General features: G+C 30.0%; 17 protein-coding genes. 5 read left to right on the top strand and 12 right to left on the bottom strand.

Annotation, left to right across the window (positions count from 1 at the left end; genetic code table 11):
* The first annotated feature begins 75 nt into the window (after window positions 1–75).
* From AC2TDS_RS01195 to AC2TDS_RS01185, 3 genes are all read left to right on the top strand, one after another.
* Complete coding sequence (locus tag AC2TDS_RS01195) at window positions 76–975, top strand: EamA family transporter (protein WP_484737303.1); 900 nt, start codon at window positions 76–78, stop codon at window positions 973–975.
* A gap of 330 nt (window positions 976–1,305) precedes the next feature.
* Window positions 1,306–3,678 (top strand): TonB-dependent receptor, encoded by a 2,373-nt coding sequence (locus tag AC2TDS_RS01190; protein ID WP_484737302.1) that lies wholly within the window; start codon window positions 1,306–1,308, stop codon window positions 3,676–3,678.
* Between the two features lie 88 nt (window positions 3,679–3,766).
* Window positions 3,767–4,909 (top strand): PepSY-associated TM helix domain-containing protein, encoded by a 1,143-nt coding sequence (locus AC2TDS_RS01185; protein ID WP_484737301.1) that lies wholly within the window; start codon window positions 3,767–3,769, stop codon window positions 4,907–4,909.
* Window positions 4,910–5,266: 357 nt separating this feature from the next.
* Here AC2TDS_RS01185 and AC2TDS_RS01180 read toward each other — a convergent pair whose 3' ends face one another.
* The 12 genes from AC2TDS_RS01180 to AC2TDS_RS01125 all read right to left on the bottom strand — a co-directional run bounded on the left by AC2TDS_RS01180 (window position 5,267) and on the right by AC2TDS_RS01125 (window position 16,737).
* A complete protein-coding gene (locus AC2TDS_RS01180; protein ID WP_484737300.1) occupies window positions 5,267–5,692 on the bottom strand; it encodes a VOC family protein in 426 nt (141 codons plus the stop codon).
* A 419-nt stretch (window positions 5,693–6,111) separates the two neighbouring features.
* Window positions 6,112–7,227, bottom strand: a complete 1,116-nt coding sequence (locus AC2TDS_RS01175) for an LCCL domain-containing protein (RefSeq protein WP_484737299.1) — start codon at window positions 7,225–7,227, stop codon at window positions 6,112–6,114.
* A 161-nt stretch (window positions 7,228–7,388) separates the two neighbouring features.
* Window positions 7,389–8,057 (bottom strand): ATP-binding cassette domain-containing protein, encoded by a 669-nt coding sequence (locus AC2TDS_RS01170; RefSeq protein ID WP_484737298.1) that lies wholly within the window; start codon window positions 8,055–8,057, stop codon window positions 7,389–7,391.
* 506 nt (window positions 8,058–8,563) lie between these two features.
* Window positions 8,564–10,210, bottom strand: coding sequence for a S8 family serine peptidase (locus AC2TDS_RS01165; RefSeq protein ID WP_484737297.1), 1,647 nt, complete (start codon window positions 10,208–10,210; stop codon window positions 8,564–8,566).
* Between the two features lie 416 nt (window positions 10,211–10,626).
* On the bottom strand, window positions 10,627–11,502 hold the full coding sequence (locus AC2TDS_RS01160) for a hypothetical protein (protein WP_484737296.1): 876 nt from the start codon (window positions 11,500–11,502) through the stop codon (window positions 10,627–10,629).
* 145 nt (window positions 11,503–11,647) lie between these two features.
* The gene (locus AC2TDS_RS01155) at window positions 11,648–11,989 is read right to left on the bottom strand and encodes a hypothetical protein (RefSeq protein ID WP_484737295.1); all 342 of its coding nucleotides are present in this window, start codon (window positions 11,987–11,989) and stop codon (window positions 11,648–11,650) included.
* Window positions 11,990–12,351: 362 nt separating this feature from the next.
* A complete protein-coding gene (locus tag AC2TDS_RS01150) occupies window positions 12,352–12,954 on the bottom strand; it encodes a hypothetical protein (RefSeq protein ID WP_484737294.1) in 603 nt (200 codons plus the stop codon).
* Window positions 12,955–12,961: 7 nt separating this feature from the next.
* Window positions 12,962–13,447 (bottom strand): RNA polymerase sigma factor, encoded by a 486-nt coding sequence (locus AC2TDS_RS01145; protein ID WP_484737293.1) that lies wholly within the window; start codon window positions 13,445–13,447, stop codon window positions 12,962–12,964.
* 338 nt (window positions 13,448–13,785) lie between these two features.
* Entirely contained in the window at window positions 13,786–14,457 is a 672-nt protein-coding gene (locus AC2TDS_RS01140; RefSeq protein ID WP_484737292.1) for a VOC family protein, read from the bottom strand.
* Between the two features lie 236 nt (window positions 14,458–14,693).
* Window positions 14,694–15,344 carry a DUF6796 family protein gene (locus tag AC2TDS_RS01135; RefSeq protein ID WP_484737291.1) on the bottom strand — a complete coding sequence of 217 codons (651 nt, stop codon included), beginning with the start codon at window positions 15,342–15,344 and terminating at the stop codon, window positions 14,694–14,696.
* A 303-nt stretch (window positions 15,345–15,647) separates the two neighbouring features.
* Entirely contained in the window at window positions 15,648–16,013 is a 366-nt protein-coding gene (locus tag AC2TDS_RS01130) for a hypothetical protein (RefSeq protein WP_484737290.1), read from the bottom strand.
* 157 nt (window positions 16,014–16,170) lie between these two features.
* Window positions 16,171–16,737: a leucine-rich repeat domain-containing protein gene (locus tag AC2TDS_RS01125; protein ID WP_484737289.1), complete on the bottom strand. Its 567-nt coding sequence runs from the start codon at window positions 16,735–16,737 to the stop codon at window positions 16,171–16,173.
* Between the two features lie 551 nt (window positions 16,738–17,288).
* Here AC2TDS_RS01125 and AC2TDS_RS01120 point away from each other — a divergent pair.
* Entirely contained in the window at window positions 17,289–17,540 is a 252-nt protein-coding gene (locus AC2TDS_RS01120; protein ID WP_484737288.1) for a hypothetical protein, read from the top strand.
* Between the two features lie 181 nt (window positions 17,541–17,721).
* Window positions 17,722–18,519 (top strand): carboxypeptidase-like regulatory domain-containing protein, encoded by a 798-nt coding sequence (locus AC2TDS_RS01115; RefSeq protein ID WP_484737287.1) that lies wholly within the window; start codon window positions 17,722–17,724, stop codon window positions 18,517–18,519.
* Window positions 18,520–18,530 lie beyond the last annotated feature (11 nt).

Raw genomic sequence — 18,530 nt, 5'->3', positions numbered from 1 at the left:
TTTACTTATCTACTACTCACGAAAAATTACTCTCTATTTTAATTAAAAAATGGCTTAAAAAACTATATTCGCGGCATGTGGATGTATTTAGGCCTATTGGCGGCACTTTTTTTGGGATTACATAATTTATGTAAAAAACATGCAGTACAAGGAAATGAAGTGTTTCCGGTACTTTTTGGTACTATTTTGAGTGGATTTTTAGGTATTACTACGTTTTATCTATTCTCTATTTTCTATCCAGATTATGCATTAAGTAAAGGGTATAATTTTCAGAACATCGATCTACAAACCCATGGTTTTATTTTTATAAAATCTGCTATCATGGCTAGTTCTTGGGTTTTAGCGTATCAAGCTTTAAAACATTTGCCCATTACCATTGTGACACCAATACGCTCGGCGGGTCCTTTTTTCACCTTTATCGGTGCCATTGTAATTTATAAAGAAAGTCCTAATATGTATCAATGGATTGGTTTTTTCTTAATTATCTTTTCAGTGATGTTGTATGCTAGAATTGGAAAAAAGGAAGGTATTTATTTTAAACGAAATAAATGGGTCTTTGCTATTATTGGAGCTACTTTTTTAGGAGCTAGTAGTGGTTTATATGATAAATTTTTAATTCAAAATTTACATTTAAACCCACAAACTTTGCAATTTTGGTTTTGTTTATATACCCTACTAATTTTGCTAGTTATCTTAGCGTTTACATGGTTTCCGTATGCTGAAAAACGTCAAGCATTTACATTTCGTTGGACTATTATTGCTGTGGGGGTTTTATTACAAGCCGCCGATTATTTTTATTTTAAGGCTTTGCAAGACCCTGATGCACTAATCATGTTGTTATCTGCTATAAAACGTAGTCAAATACTTATTGCTGTTGTTGTCGGTGGACTGATTTTTAAAGAAAAAAATAAACGAAAGAAGTTACTACCATTACTAGGAATACTATTGGGTGTTTTTTTGATTTTGTATTCATAAATTAGAGTCAAAATATCTTGTATGCTCTCCATTCAACTCACCTTAACCTATACTGAATTTACTTAGTCTATTGTTTATAAATTAGTTGTTTATTTTTTCTAAATCAATTCTGACAATTAAGTTTTTCCAATAGCATTTATAACATTTAGTTTACACTATCAGATGATGCTCAATATGCTACAATTTGATATAGTAATGGTAAAAACCATAGTGTCAATACTATAAAAATTCGAAAATGTTAAAGTTATTTAGAATTACTCTAAATAGTTTTGACATTATCAAAAATAAAAATAATTTTGCACGAAATTATTTTAAATTAATCTAAATAAAATGAAAAACAAATACACTATATTATTTCTTTTATTGACAACTTTTACTATGTATTCACAAGAATACAGTGTAAAAGGAACTGTAATCAATACACTTAACGAACCGTTAATTGGAGTAAACATCTTTAATAAGCATACTAATTCTGGCACCCAAACGGATATTGAAGGTAATTTTACACTTACATTTGGTAAAACAGGAGAATATGATCTGATATTCTCTTATCTAGGTTATAAAACCAAAAAACAGAAAATAACAATTTCTGAAGGTAATAATGACCTAACTATTACCATGGATATAAGCAATTTTGTGCTAGACGAAATAGCAGTAGTAACGAATAGAGATAAAGAATTTATAGATGAGATTCCTTCGTCTGTATCCGTGTTAACGGCAAAGGATATAGAGGAAATTTCGCAATATTCTAATACTCTTGCCGATATTGTGGCTAATGTACCAGGAGTATCATTGTCTACCAATACCACCACTACTAGAGGACAAAATATAAGAGGAAGAAATATGCTCGTATTAATTGATGGAATTCCTCAGACTACTCCACTATTCGTAACTAACAGAGATTTAAATACTATTGATCCTTCTGTAATTGAAAGGGTAGAAATAATTAAAGGATCAACGTCTATCTACGGAAACGGTGCTGAAGGAGGTATTATCAATTACATCACCAAAAAAGCAAACGCTTCACAAAAACTAGAGAGTTCTACCACCATTGGATCTTCTGGATCATTGGTGAATACAGCTCACACCATTGGAACTAATATTTCTCAACTGTTCAAAGGTCAATTGGGTAAATTTAGTTACGTGGTAAGTGGTTCTTTTAATGAAACTGGAATTATGAGAAGTGCTAAAAATGAAATTTCATCTCCATATTATGGTTTAGGTGAAACTGAAAGATATAATGTTTTTAGTAAACTCGGCTATCACCTTTCTGATGATAGCTACATCGAGTTGATGTACAATTACTTTAGTAGTAATCAAAACTCTAACCTTGGAAGAGTTTCTGGTGTGTACGGTGAAACACCAACTACGGGTGCTTTTGGCATACCAAACGAAGCAGAAGCCGATCAAGGAACTAAATACAATCATAATGTAAAAATAAAGTATACACATGATGCTATTTTTAGAAATACAGCATTAGACTTTAGTTTATACGCTCAAGAGTTTGCTACAGTATATGGTTATAGTACTTGGTATGCTGATATAACTAATGGTTATGAAGGTGGTCAATCACAAATAACCTCTTCTAAAAAAGGGGCACGATTAAACTTAAACACAGCGTATACAATTTCTGATGATTTAAAGGGTAATTTAATATACGGATTGGATGTTTTAGGAGATAATACAGAACAAACACTTGTAGATGGCCGAGTGTATACTCCTGAGATGAAAATGAATAATATTGCGCCATATTTACAAATAAAAGCCAAATACAAAGATTTTATTTTTAAGGGAGGGGTGCGTTATGAAAACATAAATGTGACTATTGACGATTACACTACTTTATTCAGAAATCCGTCTGGTGCACCAAGTGGTGGTATTGCTGTAAAAGGTGATGAACTTAAATATGATGCATTTACTTTTAACTTAGGTGCACGCTATAACAAATTAAGGTATTTTAAACCGTTTGTAAGCTTCTCTCAAAGTTTTTCTGTAGGTCAGTTGGGTAGAATATTACGAAATGCAACAGATCCAAATGCTGTTCGTGGTAAAATTAACACTGAAGCAGTTATAGCAAACAACTATGAGTTTGGTTTTAGAAGTAACCTAACGGATAGAATACGATTTCAAGGGGTATACTTTGTAAGTACATCCGATTTAGGTACTACTTATGCTGAAAATGCAGATACTGGATTTTTGGAATTATCGAGATTACCTGAAAAAGTATATGGAATAGAATTGCAGTTAGACACGAAACTTACAGACAAATTAGATATCGGTATATCATTAGCTCAAGTAGAAGGGAAAACTGATGACAATGATAATGGAAAATTTAATGATGACGAAGATAATTTTATAAATGGTACTAGAATTAATCCTACTATTTTTAGAAGTTATATCGCCTATCAATTCACTCCAAAATGGAATGCTAGATTATCGAGTACTTTTAGTGGAAATAGAAAAAAGTTTGATCCGATAGATGATGGAACTTATGCTTATGGTGATGGTCCTGTTAATAGTTTTTCAACGACTAATTTATTTAGCTCGTATCAATTAACATACAATACCAAAGTATCATTGGGTATAGAGAACTTATTCAACGAAGATTATTATACTGTCCGTTCTCAATGGGCTGGCAGAAACACACAGTACGAAAAAGGGAATGGTATCAATTTTAAAGTAGCATTGAATATAAATATCTAATTGCCTATATTTAGCCAATTCTTCTTTGTTTTCAACATAGCTTCAATGTCAAAATTGAAGCTATGCTTTTTAAAAATATCAGGAGCAAATGAAACGGAATACCTTTAGAAATATCATCTTGAAAATTCATTTATGGATAGGGCTCTTTACGGGACTTATTGTTTTTATTGTGTGTTTAACAGGGGCAATTTACGCTTTTCAACAGGAAATTAAATTGGCTGTATATCCGTATTATTGTGTAGAAAATACTGCTCTGGAGAAACTTTCCCTAAAAAGTTTGCTAGAACGTTATAAAAATCAATCTGACCATAAAGTGTTACAGATTTATGATTTTACGGAAAAGCATAGATCTACCATTTTAAAAACGTCAAAAAATAAGGTGTTATACGATAGTTTTATAGATCCTTACACTGGCCAATTATTAAGAGAAAAGCAACAATCAAAAGACTTTTTTACCATTGTTCTTCGTATTCACAGACACTTACTCTTAAAAAAAGAGATTGGTAGACAAATTATTGGATACTCGGTAATCATTTTTATTATTTCATTGCTTACAGGTATTATTTTATGGTTCCCTAAAAATAAGAAAGTATTTAGCTCTAAAAAAGGGAGAAAATCAAAATTTACCATTAAAAAGACTTCAAATTTAAAAAGGATGCTATACGATGTACATAGTGTTTTAGGCTTTTATGGTTCTTTTCTTCTTCTTATAATTGCCATTACGGGTTTAGGATGGACTTTTTCTTGGGTTGATGCGTCTCTTTATAGATTGGTAACTTTTGAAAAAAAACAACCAAAGAAACCTCTTGTTATAGATAGTGCTGTCTTATCGTACAAGGTCTTAGATATTGCGAAAGAAAAAATGGATTACCACCAGGCAAACAGGCATTTGTTTCTTTATATACTCCCTAAAAAAACAACACTACCTTTAAGGATTTCAGCATATCCAAATGATGATTCGTATGGTAGCTCAGATCATTTTTATATACATCCTACAACGGGAAAAACCTTGCATACAGCATTGGATGTCAACAAAAAAACAGGCACTAAATTTCGTTCTTTATATTACGATATTCATACAGGAAGTCTATTGGGCTTCTGGGGTAAAGTATTGGTCTTTTTCGCTGGTTTAATTGGGGCTTCCCTACCAATTACTGGTTTTTTACTATGGATGAATAAGAAAAAAAAGAATCACAAAAGAAGTACCCCTTTACCCAATAAGAAACTATAAGTCCATTTATAAAGATATCTGTAGCATAGGTACGTATATGGATTTCCTAATAAACGAAGAGAGTCAGTCATAAACTAACAGCTCGTTTTCAATTCGTTAGTTTCGGTTTGGCAATGTAAAAATAATAAAATCTTATAGACCTTGTAAATGGCTATAACATTATTTTTTACGTGTAAATAATTGATTAATAACATTTTAACTTACCGTGATAAAATGGCACTTTTCCCTTTCTATTTCAATATAAAAACAAACCATAGCTCCTGCTATTATTGATTTTTCTATCTTATATAAAGAAAAAAGTACTGGTTTTTGTGTGTCAAAACACAGGCAAACAGATAAAGCGGTAGTATACTGTTTTTATTTTGTTGTTTCTCCTCCTATTTTCGTAAAGAAACTATCAATAGGTTCCCACAATTCAATCTTATTTCCCTCTAAGTCTATTATATGAACGAATTTACCATAGTCATATGCTGTAATTTCATCAACAATTGTTACGCCATTATTTTTCAAGTTTCTTACTAAGCCTTCAATATTCTGGACTCTGTAATTAATCATAAACTCTTTTTCAGAAGGATCAAAATAATCGGTTGTGTCTTGAAACGGACTCCAGTTTAAATAGTTAATTTCATCTGGCCGATTCGCATTTCTGAATTCAAATGGAGAGCCAAATTCATTTATAGCCAATCCTAAGTTTTTGCCGTACCATTGTCGTATTGCTTTTGGGTCTTTAGATTTAAAGAATATTCCTCCAACTCCTGTTACTTTTGGTGTTGTATCTTTCATTATATGTACTATTGATTCTTGTGGTGATTTAGTATTGCTGGATTTATTCGTGGTACAATGAGTAATAAAAATCGATATTATTACTATTGTAAGAATTTTAGTTTTCATGATTTTATGAGTTACTATTTATACTAGAGGTCTTAAATAAATGTATCCTTTAGCTTTAGAAAAGTTGACATATCTTAATTTGAAAACGCAATTATTGATATAAAGTAAGGCTCATACTCTTTTATAACTTTTGAAAACATATATAAAATTCACGAAACAACGTCTCACACCAAATATAATAAAAACAAGGATTATTACTTTGATATTTAGTTATTTTACTCCAAATAGGGTGATAACCCTCCAAAACAAAAAATAATACCTCTAATTAATATTCTTTACTGAAAATAACTTTTTGATACTATTGGCTATTTTTAAAACAGTCCGAATCTGTTATCTGCACCTGTTTTAGAGCGTAGTTTATTTTCACGCCCAGAATTATAAGAAGTGTTTGCATAGTAATTAAACTTAATGTTACCAATGGCTTTTAATTTCCCTTCATTTCCAAAAGAATTGTAATGTCCTATATAACGAAAGGATATAGCGTTAATAGCTTTCAATTTCCCAGCATATCCATAGTTTGGCGTATTTCTATAGTAACTAAAATTTGTGCCTTCAATTGATTTTAGCTTGCCTGAATACCCTGATGTTACGTAAGAACCATGGTAATCGATCTTAAGAAATCCAATCGATTTTAACTTCCCTCCTTTTTCTTTATTTGCGTAATAATCACTGAAGTAAGTTAATTTGATTTTGCCAATGGATTTTAGTTTTCCTTTATACGCTTTACTACTCCCATATCCGCTATAGTAATCCAATAAAGAAAGATCGTTTGTGTAAATCTTGATATCATCAGATTTTAAAACTTCTGTAGGTCGTAATTTGTAGTTCCCAAGCATATATTCTGAAGCATCTGATTCGTTATTAAAAATAAAAATATCAGAAATTGCTCCGTTACGATCTATTTTAAAAACGATTTCACGCTTTCTCAAGATTATTTTTTTCAACAGACCTTTTTGAATCGTGCAATCTATATTCAAATCTTTTGAACGATTATAATTATTGTTAGTAAAATAGCTTCCATCTAAACTCGTACCAATAGTATTGTTGGTGGTTGTTTTCTGTTCTACAAAGCAATAACTACCCGTCCAGGAACCATAAGAATTTGATGCAATGTCATTTTTTTTAACACCAACGTACCTATCCTGACCAGGAAGTACTTTTACCTTAAGTGTTTTTGTTTCTCCAACATACAATAACCCTGCATGAACAGCGGCAGTAGCTAATCTGGAATCATTTGTATAAATCCCGTCACCACCACCATATACGTTACCATATTTACTTCCAGTAATAATAACATCATATACAGTTCCAATATGTTTACTGTACTTAGTCATAGTATATGCATTGCGAATTACTTTATTGTTTTGGCCATTAACACCTAAGCAAAAAAGAAATATAAAAGCGGTAATCCGAGTAATTTTCCTCATAAGTTTGAAATTTCACAAAACATTTCAAGAATTATACCAAAACTTAGTGTTTGTTCATTTTATTGAAAATACGTAAAATAGTATTGACTAAATGTATGTAATACAAGTATATTTATACTAGCCATATTTACTCAAGTATTTTGAGTTCAAGTGTGTTTTTATTATTCGAAAGATCTTAAATATTCGTATTTTATCAAATCCTTTTTTTGTTTTATTTCAAATTTCCGAGCATCTTTTAAAACAATATTTCTATCAGTTATTTCAAAAACATCTTTGTAATAATGGTCGGTAAGAATTATCCCTTTTGATTCTTTAAGTTTGAGTAATAGTTTTTTAATAACATCCTTGTAAATCGGTTCAACCATGGAAAATGGTTCATCTAGCATTATAAAAGAGTGCTTTAAGTTTCCTATAATCAGTAGTTCAAGATATCGTAGTTGTCCTAACGATAATTTATCGATCTTCATTTTTTCAAAACTCGATACTTGTGGTGAATAGAAAATTTTGTCTTGATCATCTCCATTCGGGAAAAATAGCGGAATAATTTCTCGTACTTTCAGTTCTTTTGGTAAAAAACTTTCTTGTGGTAAGTAGGCTATCTTTTTTGAAGGAATAATAGCTTTTTGAGCAATAATTTCTGAGTTAATTTTTATACGAATTGAATCAGCTTTAACGGTTCCGAAAATTAGTTTTAATAATGTTGATTTTCCTGATCCATTTCGACCAAAAACTCCAACTATTTCACCAACCTTACATTCGAGATTAATGTTTTTTAGAATAGTTTTTTTTTGATAAGACTTATGAACATTAGCTATTTCTAATAAACCCATTTATTTTACTAGTATAAAAATTAAAAATAGTAAACTAGAAATCATCAGATTGAGCAACCATACCTTTTTTAAGAGACTTGATTTTGTTAACCCTAAATTGTAATAGGTATAGTATTCATTTTTCTTGAAATACTGATAACCGAGGTAACCGATTAAAATTCCAGCTGACGAAAAAACAATGGTCCCCCATAAAATCCCTACTGTTACGCCAAACAGCAAAGAAAAAGGAAGATTGAACATATTAATATCCAAGAAATATTTCCAAATAGCTTTAGTGTACATTTTATACAATATGTTTGTTCTATTTTAATATGGGTAATGTGTTAAGAGATCACAATATTCATTAATAGTCCCAAACAAAAATCCCTTAAAACTAAGGTTATCAACACCTTGTTTTTCACTCTATATTAAACACCCAAATTTAAGACAAATTATTAAGCTTTATTAACTTATATGATTCTTTTACCCATCAAGTACTTGAAGTTTCGACCTTATATATGAAATAATTAATTTTTAATTAATTTCTCCGCAAACATTATTTTTCCATAACTACTCAATATATTAACAACATAAATTCCATCCGCTAAATTAGAAACATCAATCTTTACTAGCTCAGAATTAGACACCATTTCCTTGGTATAGATCACTGAACCCAACATATTTACAATACTAATATTGTTGTAATTCACCTTACTTTTTATATATAGATATTCAGAAGAAGGGTTAGGGAAAACAGCTATTCCTATGTCATTCCTATTAACGTCATTAAGGCTGGCAGTATGCTGCTCTAAAGCTTTATATGCATTTACTCTACCATACCCGTAATACATATCAAACCCGGAAACATCCTCCGAAGAATTACCGACCTGATCTTCTGCGGTACTTCTAATAATATCTCGGATATCATCAGGAGTTCTATTTGGATCTTGTGCCAATAACAAAGCACTTAGCCCTGTTACCAAGGGTGCTGCTTGTGAGGTTCCTCCCCAATAGGTATCGTAATTGTTATTTGATTGAAAATTTAATCCATAAATATAGTCTCCAGGTGCTACAACATCAATATGACTTCCATAATTACTTCCACTTGATGAACTCCAAAAAAATGGGGTGGCACGTTCATCTTTAGGATTAGTTGCCCCTACAGCAATAGTGTTTTGGTAACCAGCTGGATAAAAAGTTACATTATTAGCTTCATTCATCATACAAGCCACAACTACTACACCATTATTATGAGCATAATCAATAGCATCTTGCATCGATAACGAAAATCCAGATCCACCTACAGACATATTGATAACATCAGCGCCATTATCTACCGCATAATAAATGGCATTTGTCCACCAAGAATACAGACCTGAATTATTATCGTCTAGAATTTTACAGATCATAAGTTTAGAATTCCAGTCAACACCTGCATAGCCAATATTGTTATTTCCATTAGCACCTATAATTCCTGTGACATTGGTGCCGTGCCCTTGATCATCAGAAGGATCATTATCATTATTTGCAAAATCCCATCCATTGATATCATCTGTAAATCCATTGCTGTCAGTGTCATTACTATTTATTGATTCATCACTATTTTCCCAAATTCGCCCAGATACTTCTGGATGATTCATTCTCATTCCCGAGTCTAAAACAGCAATAATGATAGAAGAACTACCTTGTTCTATATCCCAAGCTAATTCCATATCAATATCTGAATCATTGATAGCAGTTGATAATGAAAATGAACCATCGTTATAGAGCCCCCATTGTCTTCCGAAAAAATTGTCATCAGGGATAGTTGATAATACGCCTCTTTTTCCTCCACCAGTGCCAATATAATTCGGTTCTACATATTTAAACAGCCCAGTCTCTTGATATAATTTGATTACCTTTTTTATATTTTGTTCGGTCTTAAACTTTAGAATATAAGTGTCTTTTTTTTGCTTGTTACCAGTTCTTTCAATTTTTTCAACTTTTAGCTTATCGTTTAACACATCTAACGTTGTATTCTCAAATTTTTGTGTTACTATGCAGTTTTTGGAATTAAAATTTACGTTCGGTTTAAATTTTAGGATTAACTCATATGGTGAGTACTTATTAAACTCCTGTGAAAAGGCTATAATTGGGAGTAAAACACATAATAATACACTGGCTATTCGTTTCATGTTACTTGTTTTTATTGTTTACAACACAGGATTAAATACCACAATGCTATATCTCCAGTGTGTTTTCTATTCTTTTTTTTACAAACGTAAATCAATGTAAAACAACAAAATAAAAGTATATTTCGTGTTTACCTATCATTACGAGATAAAATATTTACAAGTATAGTATTAGTAGTATGCTAAAAATACTAATAATTATTTTTAAAGAAAGGTTTTATTGAAACAAATTAATAAACAATAACATTTTATAGCAAAAAACGTCTGTAAAGAGGTTCTTGAATCTTTACACCTATTTTAATTGACACCTCCTAGGTGAATCTAACTTCATAAATATATTATACCATTTACATTTGTTTGTCGTAAAAGGTTTTGTTAGACATTGTTTTGATAAATCGGAGCTAAATGTTGATGTAAAATTACCATGCGCAAGTAGGTGTAGAAATGGATAAGGTCAATTCATATGTTTCTTTATGGCTCTTTTGGAGTTTAACAGATGACGAATATCCATTGCAAAGGGCATAAACCGAATTTTCAACTTCTTTATCGGCAGCTATAAGTTCCTTTAAAGTCATTTTATTGTCTGGATTATTAGTGAGTATTTGATCATCACTGAGAAAACCATTGAATACAGAACGAAATTCAAATGTCGTAAGCACATTATCTTCAATATTAAGTTCTAAAAACACTCTATCTGAATACGTTTCTTGCTCACCTTCAAAATCATATGATTTTAACGATGAAGAATGGCCTGTATAAAGAACATTTTTTGTTAACCCTGAGTTATCCTCTTCCGATAATTCAAGAAGCATAAGAGGCACCTCTTTTCCGTTTATATATATTATCTTCGCTGCAGACTTTGTATTAATTTCACCAGTATATAGTTCATTCATCTCAAAACCAAAGTCTATTTTTCTAGTTGAGGTTTGTGGAATATTATCAGGTACATAATCATCAATTTCAAGCATATCAAGCTTCTGTAAGGTATTGATTGCTTCATTGACATCATTGAATGTCAATGAATACATAAAAGTACGCTCATAAATACCAAAATCATTTTCCTTTATTTCATAACGAGAGTTTAATGCATAGCCTTGTTCTTCAACATTCTTCAAATAATCCGAAAATCGAAGTTCTTCCTTAGCTAAAGGTTTGTTGTTGTCACTTACTTGTCCAAGTGAATCGTTGAGGATAGTCTCATTGTTATCTGGTAAAAGGTTCTGTTTTTTCTCTAAATTTCCTTTACACCCTATAGCAAAGATAACAGCTAAATTTAATACTATAATTTTTCTCATTAGAATAACATTTAATTACACATCACGACTGTATATACTTGTGATAATTTTTTATTTGGTTTTTACTAGAACTTAAACTTTATAGCGGGTTGAAAGAGCATTCTTTTAATACTAATTCTCTTTTCTTAGAGTTTCTTCTTTGTATTTAAAAACATGGAGTTTTTCCATAGGGATTGGCATCATGATCAATGGTGAATTTGAAAACTTTTGAATCTCTCCCTCTTGTATACACCACATAGTCCCAATTACCTGAATGTGTTAGTTCGTATTTCCCATTTATTTTGCCTTTATAAATTTCATTGTATTCATCAACTAATACTGGATAAGAACCTTTAGGATTTGAGTTTACTCCCTTTACAAACTTTAGGTCTATAGGAACATCCATTCCTTTGTATTTTACTTGTATTGCTTTTCCTTTTGAATCAAAACCGATCCATATAACTAATTTTGAATCACCATCACCATTGTAGCAGATATAATGATCCATAATCTCACCCCTCATACTCTTAACAGGCCCTTTGTTATTCTGAATAGTTACAGCTGCTTCTTTCTGAGTTTTATTCGTTGGGGTGTTTCATGAGCTCATAATAACTAGAAAAGCTAAACTTAAAACTTGTACTCCTTTTTTAAATAAGAAAAATTGATTATTCATAGTTAGCATATTAGTAATTAAACACCCTAATGTATATATTCGAAACTTATACAACTGGGTCTTTTTTCTTTGGTGTATTTACAATTTAAAATTCCTAAAATAACCCTTTCAACTTATAAAAAATTCATCAAGGTCTTTCTTTTTGGGTATAAGTGTAAAAGATTAGTGCATGGGCGTAATACTCTATTGAATCCAAATTAACTATCTAACTCTTTTAAAATACTTTCTGCTGAACGAGTAATGCTCTTGTAACTAGTATACCCCCATCTCGAAAAGAACAGCAGAAAAACAAATAATATAGGTATGTAAATCCAAAGCTTCGTATTGTATTCGAGTGCAAATAAGTCTTTATTCTTAAATATTTTTGAACTCACTGGTAAAATAACTAGTGCTGCAATAAAACTTAGATATATACTTAATCGTTGTATAAATAACAATTCATTTTTAGACGTAGAAAATTTTCTAAAGGTTTCTTTATAGTTATCCGTAGCCACACTAATTTCTTTTATCTTCTTTATTGATCTTAACACCAATATAGGCAGAATCAATAGAATTACTAAGGCAATTATTCCAGAAGTTAATAAATACCAAGTATCTAATTTTCCAAAATTAAAAACTAAGAATACTGCACTTCCAAAACACACTAATGCCCCGATACTTTCGTATATTAAGACTTTATTAAACCTATTTGAATATCGTTCTTGCGTCATATCTATAATTAATTTATCTGTTAAAATTTTTTGTTGCTCAACCTTTTCACTCATATCCTCCCAAAGGGTTTTCATTTCTTCTAGTTCCATAATCTATTTATTTTTTAATTTGATGTTTTAACTTCTCTTTAATTCTGTTTATCCGTGTACCTATGTTAGATTTAGTAAATCCAGTTATGGTTGCAATTTCATCGTATTTGTTCCCTTCCAAATACAGAAGTATAATACCTTTTTCAACAATACTTAGCTTTTTTATATACGTATATAAAAGTGCCGTTCGTTCTTCCATCAACGTATCTATTTGTTCCATTTTATTGAAAAGTATTGGATCAATAGCTACCTGATTACTTTTTCTTTTCGCTTTTTTCAAATATGTAATAGAGGTATTCAAAGCAATACGGTACATCCAAGTGCTTATTTTAGCGTTCCCTTTAAAAGATGGATAGGACTTCCAGAGTTGATATACAATTTCTTGGTATAAATCTTTCTGGTCTTCAGTGTTATTTGAATAGATCCTTGTGATTTTATAAATAATCCCTTCGTTCTCCTTTATGTTTTGGATAAACTCTTTTTTTGTATGCATTGAAAACTTAATTACACTTTATTAGTGCAAAATGTATGGAAAAAATCACATAGAAATGTAGATAATTTGCACTCTACATTATAAAAACCTACAAAACAACAGATTACATATAATAGATATCAGTAACAACTGTGTTATTTTGGTTTTTATGAAAGTACCTTTTACTTTATATAGAAAAACATATATAGCATGATTCTAGCCTTCTAGTAATTGAGGCGGTCTATGAATCTAATTTTTTCTATCTTGGCAAACTCATATTCAATCAGTTAATTTACTTTGATTAAAGCAATTTTATAAATTGAATTTTCATTAAAGAACCCTAACAGTTACACTACCATTTATATTTGTACTCCAGTAATTTTCTCATCGGTAAATCTTAATTGATATAGTTTTCCTTTGTTCTCTAATTTTATTTCAAATTCTGAAGGATAGGCTGTATCTCCCGTTGGGAACCAGTTTTTCCATTTTTTATTGATACAAATAAAAAGGCCCCTTTCATCTCCTATTGCACAAAATTTTTCAAAACTACCATCATAGATCTGCAAATCAGTAATTTCAATTAACTGATTATATGTTAAAAGTATATCATTTACAGGGATCCCTATTTCTGAAATTTCTAACAAAGAATTACCAGAAAACTCTTGAGTATTTTCATTCCTTAGGCTTTTTCGCGCTATAAATTCTACGATATTTTTATCACCATCATAAAAATACATTGCTTTAGCATTCCAAGAATCAAAATTTTGAATTTCATAATTTCCGTTTTTTAAAATTTCAACTCTTTTCTTCAACCAGCGCAGCGCCTGATGTTCCATATTTGAAGGAATATTTATAGCAAAATGATAAGGTCTAAACCTGTCATCTTTTGAAAAAATCAAATCCGATTCACCTATTCTAAATATTACTTCAGAACTTGTTTTTTTAATCAAACTTAATCCCAATAGATTGGAATAAAAATCAATTTGATTATCAAAATTTGAACAATATATTTTTAACTCTTTGATTTTCATTATTTACATTAATCTGGTTATAAGGTACAACGTAATTAAATATACTATATTTATATCAATTAATAGAAGAGAACACAATCTTAAAACGGAATATGATTGTGTTTTTTATTTAAAGTTGACCTTATAGCTATCTAAAGACCCCTCAAGGCTCTTTTATGTGCAATTGACTATCGTTTCATAGTCAAAAGAAGCTTTTACAAGTACATTTTTATAATGTATTTATAATTGTATCTAATTTACGTCGATTTTAATTTTGCAAGTGCTATTGTTGATGCTAAGAAAAAGATCACAAGTATTAAGTTCAAATAGCCACCCATAATAATAATCCATGTTTTGCCAGAAAGCATTTTACCTATTACATCTTTTAGTAGAAATGGAATTAAAGGGAAGAAAAACACAATCCATCTCGGGTATAAAGTCTTTTTCCTCCAAACTTCACGAATAAACATAAATGACAACAATGCAAAAACTGGATATACACATATCCTTAATACATTGTTCGTTTCTATAGCAAGGGCAGTACTTTGAGCAAGATCAAGCTGGTTGTCAATAGCAACTTTGGCTGTAGTCGCTATAGCTACATAAGCAGCATGTACTACTCCATAAGCCACAAAAATAAAAGCAAAACACACTATAATAATATTTCTTATAATAGGTTTACTAGGTTTAAACGCGTAATACAACTGTCCTAATCCTAATACGTAAAACCAAGTAGCTAATAAAGCCGAAACTCCACTCAGTATGATCCTATAATTAGACGCATACGCCATATTTTGCACTAAATCGGTGTTGCCTGGGTGATAATAGAATAACATATCTCCTACAAACAAAATTAGACCACCCATCATTCCAAAAATACCCGAAATTCTTAACCACTTTGTATTCATAACACTATAATACTTTGATTTATAACTAATTTAATAAAAAATCAGTCTGACATGTACATCTAAAAATAATATAATGGGCGTACCCTATAACCTTTTGATTTAAAATACTGTTTTGATATAACTTAGTATTCTAAAAATATCTTTTTTTCAAATCGATTGACTCCATTGTTATAGAGTCTGTTTAGTCATTGGTAGTAGAAATTGCGACAGGGCAATTAAAATCACCAACTAACCTCTTCTCTGATTTTTTTCAAACTCTGGTAAGACAAGCCTACAGATTATCAGATACTTTCCCTCCCTTTTCTAACTTTTAATTTCTTTATTCTTAAGTTTTATCAACTCTTCTTTAATTTCTTTTACATCATTTAGAATTTCTCTCATCACTGGATTAGAAGCAGATGAATTTCTTAACTCCTCTTCTCTAAGTCCTAATACCGTATCAATTCTTCCAATAATTAATGATAATAATATAAAAATCAAAAAAATGACTGGGGCAGAAATTAAGAGGTTATTAAAAATCAACCTACCAAAGATAGTATCTCTAAATACCTCTAGAAAAACAAACCCGATCATAACAAACTGAATATATCCTATATACATTCTTGCTCGATCAATATATATTTTCCACCTAATTAGTCTTTTTTTATTCTTTAATATTTTTTCTTTCATATGAAATATTCCTTTAGATTTATTAATCTTCTTTTAATATTAAAAAAATGCGATGAGATGTGCAGGTAGCCTATTATTTATGTACAAGTATATTTCTCGACAATACTATAGCGTACCCCCAAAATCTTAATATAGATGAAAATATTTTTTCGATATTCTATTTACAATTTATACTGTAATTAGTCTCGAGCCCCTTGCACCAACCTTTATATTTTGATTTATTACACGTTAAAGGAACCATGTTTTCATCTACCTGAATACAAGTAAGACTAGGATTGTTGTATAAGAGAGCTGTTTCTAATTTGTTATTACTTCCATTTTTAATATTTAAACTTGTAAGTTTATTATTTTCACAATGTAAATAGGTTAATAATGTATTCTTAGAAAGATCAAGCTCGGAAAGCTTATTGTCATAACAATTTAAGACTTCTAATGCGGTATTTTTTGATACATCCAAGCTCGTAATTTGATTGGAATAGCAATATAATCTTTTTAATTTTTTAAACATTTCTATTCCGGTCAGGTCCTTTATATTTTTATTTGGGCACGAAATACCACCATTAAAAGATTCAGCTTCGGTTATTTGTATTTCATTATCTCCATTCGTATTAATTTTGGAGTTTTTTACTAAATAGGCTTTGAAATTAACATCAGGTATCACTACATTTTGTGCGCCTACGTAAAAATTGCTACAGAATAGCAACAATAAAAAGTAATTTTTCACAGGTTTTTGATTTAATTGTTTGTAGGGTACAATATAACGAAATTTATTACAATGTAAGAACCATATACGGCCATCTTAACTTTTCATTTCCGTAATTTTATAAAGCATTATGTTCTTTATAATTTTATTTTTTGTGCAAATTACTTTTATTTAACCTGAAAATTAATTCTTCAATTATACCACTTATCTAAACTTTAATGAATATCGACTTTAATAAGTTATTGTTTATCTATTTTTTATTAAAAAGAAATATTCAGCTAATATATTTGGGTGTCAATAGCATATATTTTTCCCATAAAATTTGCTATATAACCTCTCTCTAGATATAAGCTTCCTTCTTTGGAAGCTTATATCTATCATAAAAACACATTTTTCAGGCAGCTATTCATCACTAGTTTTAATCAAAACTTAAACTCATACTAGTAGTATCTACCTTGACTCAGGGTAAACCCTTAGTTAACAGTTAGTAATTATAGGTATTTTTAGTTCAGGTAATTCCGAATATATTTGTTCATCACGTTGTAAAAAATTAATAATTTTAAATTATAAAAATGACGTTTAGCGGTGTTTTAAACATAAAAGAGTTTGATAACAGAATTACAACACTTGAATTCGATATTAAAAACTATTTGGTTAAAAAGAATTATCAATTCGATTTTATCAATTTAAAGGAATTGGTACAGTGGAATCATACGGTCAAAAATCAAAAGGTTGTTCGTGAAGTTTATCCAAATGAACATTGTCCTGATGTTATAAAAAAAATCATTGAAGATTTTATTTATAAAGAATTTAGCACTAACTAAAGTAGACCTTTACATACATTCAACAATACTAATCGTGCCTTTCAAAAATTTAATATTAGTATTTATTGTTCAAAACAGATTTATCAGGTATAATAATAAATACGTAAGCGTATTTGTTGTTTAAACGTAATATTTGCAGATTATTAACATAATAAGTTGGTTTTATTCTTATTTTCGCAACATGCAAAAAATATATTTCATACTTACTACACTATTATTTTCATCCCTTGTGATGAATGCACAAAGCCCTGTTAATACTATACTAAAAGGACAAATTGTAGATGTTACATCTAAAAAACCCCTGAGTGCAGCTCACATTTTAAACCTCAATGAAGTAGTTGGAACTATTACCAATGAAAAAGGATTGTTTAAGTTGGTAGCGAAAACCAATGATACCGTTTTGGTTTCTTTTTTAGGATATTCATCGATAAAATTAAAGGTAACTAATGATCTTTTAAAAGGGAATGAAGTGGTAATATCCTTAACTGAAAAACCAGAAGAAATTAAAGAAATAGTTATCAAGTCAACTCAGTTAATTGGTGTTTTAGAAGTTGATGTAAAACAAGTTCCAAAAGATAAATTTACCAGGATTCATATTAATGGATTACCTCAAACCTACGAGGTTGGTCGTCCAAGAAAAATTAAATCACCCATTGGAAACCTTTTAAACCCTGTAGATTTAGTTTATAATCTATTTGGAAAAAAGCCTAGACAATTACGTAAACTTCAAAAGCTAAAAAAAGAAGACGACTTAAGAAAAATGTTAGCAGGAAAATTTGATCGAGAAGTAATGATGGAGTATTTAGAAATGGATAAAGCAGATTTGGATAAACTGTTATCTGATTGTGATTATTCTGAATATTTTATAAAAAAAGCAAGTGACTTACAATTGATCGAAGCCGTTTTAAACTGTTATGAAAACCACAAAGCGTTAAAAAAAGGTAAAATTGAAAGAAATAGAATAAACGTTAATAATTAAGTAGGGTTTAC

This window comes from Tenacibaculum profundicola (assembly GCF_057220795.1).
The sequence above is the reverse complement of the archived record's forward strand: the minus strand, read 5'-3'. Positions and strand labels throughout refer to the sequence as shown.

What these genes read in the sequence shown, in the direction of transcription:
- AC2TDS_RS01195 (WP_484737303.1), top strand. Translation starts at nt 76, where the DNA reads ATGTGGATGTATTTAGGCCTATTGGCGGCACTTTTTTTGGGATTACAT.
- AC2TDS_RS01190 (WP_484737302.1), top strand. Translation starts at nt 1,306, where the DNA reads ATGAAAAACAAATACACTATATTATTTCTTTTATTGACAACTTTTACT.
- AC2TDS_RS01185 (WP_484737301.1), top strand. Translation starts at nt 3,767, where the DNA reads ATGAAACGGAATACCTTTAGAAATATCATCTTGAAAATTCATTTATGG.
- AC2TDS_RS01180 (WP_484737300.1), bottom strand. Translation starts at nt 5,692, where the DNA reads ATGAAAGATACAACACCAAAAGTAACAGGAGTTGGAGGAATATTCTTT.
- AC2TDS_RS01175 (WP_484737299.1), bottom strand. Translation starts at nt 7,227, where the DNA reads ATGAGGAAAATTACTCGGATTACCGCTTTTATATTTCTTTTTTGCTTA.
- AC2TDS_RS01170 (WP_484737298.1), bottom strand. Translation starts at nt 8,057, where the DNA reads ATGGGTTTATTAGAAATAGCTAATGTTCATAAGTCTTATCAAAAAAAA.
- AC2TDS_RS01165 (WP_484737297.1), bottom strand. Translation starts at nt 10,210, where the DNA reads ATGAAACGAATAGCCAGTGTATTATTATGTGTTTTACTCCCAATTATA.
- AC2TDS_RS01160 (WP_484737296.1), bottom strand. Translation starts at nt 11,502, where the DNA reads ATGAGAAAAATTATAGTATTAAATTTAGCTGTTATCTTTGCTATAGGG.
- AC2TDS_RS01155 (WP_484737295.1), bottom strand. Translation starts at nt 11,989, where the DNA reads ATGGATCATTATATCTGCTACAATGGTGATGGTGATTCAAAATTAGTT.
- AC2TDS_RS01150 (WP_484737294.1), bottom strand. Translation starts at nt 12,954, where the DNA reads ATGGAACTAGAAGAAATGAAAACCCTTTGGGAGGATATGAGTGAAAAG.
- AC2TDS_RS01145 (WP_484737293.1), bottom strand. Translation starts at nt 13,447, where the DNA reads ATGCATACAAAAAAAGAGTTTATCCAAAACATAAAGGAGAACGAAGGG.
- AC2TDS_RS01140 (WP_484737292.1), bottom strand. Translation starts at nt 14,457, where the DNA reads ATGAAAATCAAAGAGTTAAAAATATATTGTTCAAATTTTGATAATCAA.
- AC2TDS_RS01135 (WP_484737291.1), bottom strand. Translation starts at nt 15,344, where the DNA reads ATGAATACAAAGTGGTTAAGAATTTCGGGTATTTTTGGAATGATGGGT.
- AC2TDS_RS01130 (WP_484737290.1), bottom strand. Translation starts at nt 16,013, where the DNA reads ATGAAAGAAAAAATATTAAAGAATAAAAAAAGACTAATTAGGTGGAAA.
- AC2TDS_RS01120 (WP_484737288.1), top strand. Translation starts at nt 17,289, where the DNA reads ATGACGTTTAGCGGTGTTTTAAACATAAAAGAGTTTGATAACAGAATT.
- AC2TDS_RS01115 (WP_484737287.1), top strand. Translation starts at nt 17,722, where the DNA reads ATGCAAAAAATATATTTCATACTTACTACACTATTATTTTCATCCCTT.